Source organism: Bradyrhizobium sp., assembly GCF_016462955.1.
In the GTDB taxonomy this organism is placed as follows: Bacteria; Pseudomonadota; Alphaproteobacteria; order Rhizobiales; family Xanthobacteraceae; genus Bradyrhizobium.
Genome location: NZ_JAEMSD010000037.1, coordinates 15,920 through 21,711, shown reverse-complemented (window position 1 = coordinate 21,711; position 5,792 = coordinate 15,920). Strand labels below are relative to the sequence as shown.

Sequence of the window (5,792 nt, the reverse complement as noted above, 5' to 3'; positions counted from 1 at the left end):
TGCGCTTGGTGGTCCTGTCACTAGGACGATGTGGGTGCCGGCGTTGCGCCATCGTCGTTATGAGGCTGATAACCATCGGCGGTGTCGGGCGTGATGCGCCAAAAGCCGAAAATGGTTTCGTCCTCGCGAGATTTGTTTCGTCCGGCTCGCGAGGACGAAACAATTCTCCGAAAATGTTAGATATTTCAGGTAGGTCGCGCAGCAGGTCAAAGTGGCCTGCCAAGTTCCGGTACCAGCGCGGACGTGCACATTGCGCAGGCGCCGTCATGCCGCTGCCGCGAACGCTTCACACGCATTTTACGTTTTTCTGATGAGTGTGACGGCAAACGAGGGCTGGGCTATCGAACCGGGGGCAGTTCGGCAGCGACCCAAGCCATCGAAACCGAGACGCCCGCATCATCGGGCGCATTCACGTGAGGGATAGCCACATGACGGCGGGAAATCGCGCAACGCCGCGCGATGATAATCCACGGATGGACCGCGGAGAGCGACCACCCATGCGCCGCAGCGCCGGTGAAATGGCGCAGCAATCGCGCCGCGGCGTTGACGCCGCGCCGCAGATGTTCGTGCGCCTGACCGGCTCGCACCTTGCGAGGCCGCGCGATCGTCAATGAGTGAGCGCGTTCACTGCGTGAAGAACTCGCCGCACTTCTGCACGTTCACGTCGGCCGTTCCCCACGGCATGATCGGCACGCTCGATGTCGAGTTCTTCGGCGAGCCCTCGATCAGCCTGTCCGAATAGACCATGTAGACCAGCACGTTGCGCTTGGCGTCGCAGCCGCGCACGATCTGCATCTTCTTGAAGAACAGCGATCGGCGCTGGCGGAACATGTCGTCGCCCTGCTCCATCTTGTGCTTGAACTTGACCGGGCCGATCTGGCGGCAGGCCAGCGAAATGTCCGAAACCTCCTCGGCGAGGCCGAGCCAGCCCTTGAAGCCGCCCTTCTCCGGCACCGTGAAATGACAGGCGACACCCTCGACCTCGGGATCGTCGAGACCATAAGTCGCAAGCTTGTCGTTCGGGCTCATCCATTTGAACACAGTGGAGCGGCGAAAGATCAGATCGGGCTCATCGGCGGCGGATGCCGGCGCCATTGGCGCGGTCAGAGCGATGAAGAATAAAGCAAAGCCTTTCAGGCGGATGCCGGAAAGACCGGGGAAACGAGATGACATGAAGTTCTCCGGTAGCAAGTCCCCGCAATGTAGGAACGCTGGTCGCGATGAGGAAGGCGGCGGACGATCAGGCACGGCCGCCGTTTACCGCTCTGTGAGGCTTTTTTGCTACGTCTTGGACAAAAGTCGCTGACGGCAGAACCACCCTGCTGGTGAACGCGTATCCCCTTTGCGAGACTAACGTCTGATTTGGATTATGGATTCGAGGATGAATAGCGTGAACGGGTCGGGTTCTTCTGCCAAGGCGTCACGGCTGTGGCAGGCCGCCATCCTAGCGGCGGCGGGTACGATCGGTGCGACCAGCCAGGCAGACGCGGCGTATTATTATTGGACGGACTATTCCGACGGATCCTATTACGCCCGGCAGCAGCGGCTTCCCGAAATACCGCGCCAGAAACAGCCGAAGCGGGGCGCCGCAATCAAGAAAGACAGCGTCGTCGAGAAGGAGGCCAGCGCCAAGCCGCAGGGGCCGCTGGTCATCGTCGTCTCCATCGACCGGCAGAAGGTGACGGTCTACGACAGCAACGGCACGTTCGCGGAATCCCCGGTGTCGACCGGCATGAAGGGCCACTCGACGCCGATGGGTGTGTTCAGCGTCATCCAGAAGCACAAATTCCACCGCTCCAACCTCTATAGCGGCGCGCCGATGCCGTACATGCAGCGGATCACATGGTCCGGCGTCGCCATGCATGCCGGCGCTCTGCCGGGCTATCCGGCCTCGCATGGCTGCATCCGCATGCCGATGTCGTTCGCGATGAAGATGTGGAACTGGACCCGCATGGGCGCGCGCGTGATCGTGGCCCCCGGCCAGGTGTCTCCGCAAAGCTTCTCCCATCCCCTGCTCGCCTCGACGCGCGTACCGCCGCAGCCCATGGCGAGTCTCCAGCCCCAACCGAATGCCGGCGACAAGGCCGACAAGGGCGCCGCGGAAACCAGGCCGGTCGAGACCAGGACGGCCAGCGCCGACAGCGTGCTCGATCTGCGCACATCCGTCGGCCACGCCGTCATGTCGGATGTGACCCCCGGCAATGCGCCCGCGCGCGAGGACACATCGGCCGACAAGACCAAGACGGCCGAGGCATCTGACACGGCCAAGCCGGGGAACGACCACAAGCCAGCGGACAAGGCCGAGCCGGTCAAGCCGCAGGCGGCGGACCCCGCGAAGGTGCCCAATCAGGCCGTTGCACCGGCGCTCGCCACCTCGCCGGATGCGAAGAAGGACGAGAGCCGCCCTGCCGATCCCGCGCCGGCGGCAAAGCTGGAGGCGCCCAAGCGCGCCGGCCAGATCGCCGTCTTCATCAGCCGCAAGGATTCCAAGCTCTACGTGCGGCAGAATTTTGCGCCGCTGTTCGAGGTACCCGTCACGATCGCGCAGAGCGACCGGCCACTCGGCACGCATGTGTTCACCGCCGAACTCGACAAGGCCGATTCCAACGCGCTGCGCTGGTCGGTGCTGTCGCTGCCCGTCTCCGCCCGTGCCGCGGCACGGGAGGACGAGGCCCGCCTGGCGCGCCGCGAGCGCGGCGCCGCCGTGATCCCGGTGGCCGCAAAGCCGTTGGTCACGCCCAATAGCCCGTCCGAAGCGCTCGACCGCATCTCGGTCCCGGCCGACACCATGGCGAGGATCAACGAGATGCTGACGTCGGGCGGTTCGATCATCGTGTCCGACCAGGGGATCAACCAGGGCGAGACCGGCGAAGGCACGGACTTCATCGTCCGCCTGTATTGACGCTTCGCCCCCTCGATAACGTGGTGTTGACGCGGCTGATCGGACCGGCAGGGTAACATGCACCTCCGATCATTTCGGGGGACGCCGTCATGATGAGCCGCAGGACCGTACTGAGCCTTTCTCTTGCTGGTGCGTTCGCGCCTGTCACGCGCGCCTGGTCTGACGGCGGGATGAGCAGGATCTCGGCCTACGCCTTCTCCTTCCCCGCTTTGTCCGGGGAGGACATCCGCCTCGCCGCCTTCACCGGTAAGCCGCTGCTGGTGGTGAACACCGCCTCGCTCTGCGGCTACACGCCACAATACGCCGGCTTGCAGGAGATCTGGACCGCGTTTCGCGAGCGCGGCCTCACCGTGATCGGGGTGCCCTCCAACGATTTCGGCGCCCAGGAGCCGGGCGGCTCCAGCGAGATCACGGCAACCGCGCACCACCAATATGGTGTGACCTTCCCGGTGACGGCCAAGGCCGCAGTCGTCGGTGCGAGAGCACACCCATTCTACAAATGGGCCGCCGAGGCCCGGCCCAAGGACGTTCCGCGCTGGAACTTCCACAAGTACCTGATCGGACGCGATGGCTATATCGCCGAGGTCTTTCCCTCCGCGATCGAGCCGGCTGACACCCGGGTCAAGACCGCCATTGCCAGGGCGCTGGCCGACACTTGATGCGGCCGCACTCATCCGGCTGGGCACAATTGTGGCGGGCCGTCAAACAGCCGTTGCAATGGCGATGGCCCACCATCTAGGCTAGGATGGTTTGGGGCAGGACGGTTTTGCCGCAGGCGAAAAGCCGCGGCGGAACAACGGGGTCAATCTCGAGGACATCACGATGCGTGTGGCGGCAGGACTGATTCTAGCAGGCGCGATTTCGGTCGCGATGACCGGCGCCGCATGGTCGCAGACTGCGGCAAAGCCCACGGCCGCGACGCAGGCCGCACCGGCGGCAACACCCGCCGCGGCGGCTCCTGCCGCTGCCCCGCCTGCACCTCCCGCGGCGGCCGCCGCCCCCGCGGGCTTCGTCAATCCGCCTCCGCCCAAGCAGGCGCCGCAGCCGGCCCGCGCGGCCTGCACCACGCCGGGCGCACTCGGCGTCGCCCGCACGGTCGAGATCGACACCACCGGCGGTCCCGGCTTCGGCTTCGAGCATTTCAAGGAACTCGACTTCCTGCGCGACAAGGAGGTCGTGCTGACCTTCGACGACGGCCCCTGGCCGCGCAACACGCCCGCCGTGCTGAAGGCGCTCGCGGACGAATGCACCACCGGCATCTTCTTCATCATCGGCAAGCACGCGACTTACGAGCCGGAGATCCTCAAGCAGGTCTACGCCGCCGGCCATACCGTCGGCGCCCACACCTGGTCGCACGCCAACCTCAACAACAAGAAGCTCACCGAAGCGCAGCGCAAGGACGAGATCGAGAAGGGCTTTGCGGCAGTGAAGTGGGCGCTCGGCGGCGTCTCGCCCGCGCCGTTCTTCCGCTTCCCGGCGCTGCAGCATCCGCCGGAGATGGTCACCTATCTCGGCAACCGCAATGTCGCGAGCTTCTCCTGCGACATCGACTCGTTCGACTTCAAGGCATCCAAGCCCGAGAAGATCGTCGAGACCGTGATGAAGAAGCTCGACACCAAGGGCAAGGGCATCATCCTGATGCACGACTTCCAGAAGCACACTGCGGAGGCCCTGCCCGAGCTGCTCAAGCGGCTGAAGGCCGGCGGCTACAAGGTGGTGGCGATGCGCGCCAAGTTCCCGGCCTCGACGCTGCCGGAATACGATCAGGAGCTGCTCAAGGACCTCAAGCTGCCGACGGTGAGCCAGCGCCCGGTCAATTCCGTGGTGACGACCGTTTCCGAATAGAAGGCCATTGTCTTTCCGCTTCGAAGGCTACGTCATCGTCTCGGCGGACGGCATGCTGGCCGACGCGGGTCGCGTCATGCCCGACAGCCTGAAGTTCGAAGGCGACAAGCTGTTCTTCGAGCAAGCGCTCGATCGTGCCGCGCTGATCGTGCACGGCCGCAACTCGCACGAGCAGCAGCCGAACTCGCCCAAGCGCAAGCGGCTGATCCTGACCCGCAAGACCAGGGACCTCACCGTCGATCCGGAGATGCCGAACGCGACGCTGTGGAATCCGGAGCATGCCAGCTTCGATGCGGCCTGCGCCTTCGCGGACGTCGCATCCGGCACGGTCGCGGTCATCGGGGGCCCGGTCGTGTTCGACCTGTTCATGGACCGCTACGACACGTTCTGGCTGTCGCAGGCTCCGCATGTGCGGCTGCCCGGCGGCGAAGGATGCTTCGTCGACGTGCCCCAGCGCACCCCTCAGGAGGTGCTGGCGTCGCACGGGATGATTCCGGGCGCGCCGTATCTCCTCGACGCGGCGCATGAGGTGACCGTCACCCCGTGGCGGCGGTGAGTCATCGATTCAAAATCGCAAAACAACCCCATGCAAAGTACCGGCATCAAAGTACCGCTGCATATCCTGTTCGGGTGTCGCCTGAAATTGATCCCGCCGCCGGCCAGCAAAAAGCCGGCTAGCCTATTTGCCGAGACCATCAATCAGCCCCGACGGCGGTGATGGCGTATAGCCAATGTCTATGACACTGCGTCAATACGAGCCCGGCACTCAGAAACACGGCATCAACAGACTGAGACAAAAGCGCAAGACTGGGCTGCCGGGATCGAATGCGCCGCCGCGTCGGTGGCAGATTCGCGCGAAGGAACCCTTCCGCTTCTGCGGATATGAACCTGCAGCCGCTACGATCGCCCCCAACCCTGCCCGCCTTCGACGACCAAGACGCGACAACGACCAGCCATGACCGACGACGTGACGACAGATCCGACCGATGCCTTCGGACCGGAAGGCGATGCAGCCCCGATGTCATCCCTGCTGCCGGCATTCGGC

Annotated in this window: 5 protein-coding genes; 4 read left to right on the top strand and 1 reads right to left on the bottom strand. The window is 64.6% G+C overall.

Annotation, left to right across the window (positions count from 1 at the left end):
* Nucleotides 1–624: 624 nt before the first annotated feature.
* Nucleotides 625–1,173 (bottom strand): CreA family protein, encoded by a 549-nt coding sequence (locus JHD07_RS06650; RefSeq protein ID WP_291620275.1) that lies wholly within the window; start codon nucleotides 1,171–1,173, stop codon nucleotides 625–627.
* Between the two features lie 208 nt (nucleotides 1,174–1,381).
* On the opposite strand from JHD07_RS06650, the gene JHD07_RS06645 reads away from it, so the two are divergent.
* From JHD07_RS06645 to JHD07_RS06630, 4 genes are all read left to right on the top strand, one after another.
* Complete coding sequence (locus JHD07_RS06645; protein ID WP_291620273.1) at nucleotides 1,382–2,902, top strand: L,D-transpeptidase; 1,521 nt, start codon at nucleotides 1,382–1,384, stop codon at nucleotides 2,900–2,902.
* Between the two features lie 89 nt (nucleotides 2,903–2,991).
* Complete coding sequence (locus JHD07_RS06640; protein WP_291620271.1) at nucleotides 2,992–3,561, top strand: glutathione peroxidase; 570 nt, start codon at nucleotides 2,992–2,994, stop codon at nucleotides 3,559–3,561.
* Between the two features lie 163 nt (nucleotides 3,562–3,724).
* A complete protein-coding gene (locus tag JHD07_RS06635) occupies nucleotides 3,725–4,747 on the top strand; it encodes a polysaccharide deacetylase family protein (protein WP_291620269.1) in 1,023 nt (340 codons plus the stop codon).
* Nucleotides 4,748–4,754: 7 nt separating this feature from the next.
* Entirely contained in the window at nucleotides 4,755–5,303 is a 549-nt protein-coding gene (locus JHD07_RS06630; protein ID WP_291620267.1) for a dihydrofolate reductase, read from the top strand.
* The last annotated feature ends 489 nt before the right edge of the window (nucleotides 5,304–5,792 follow it).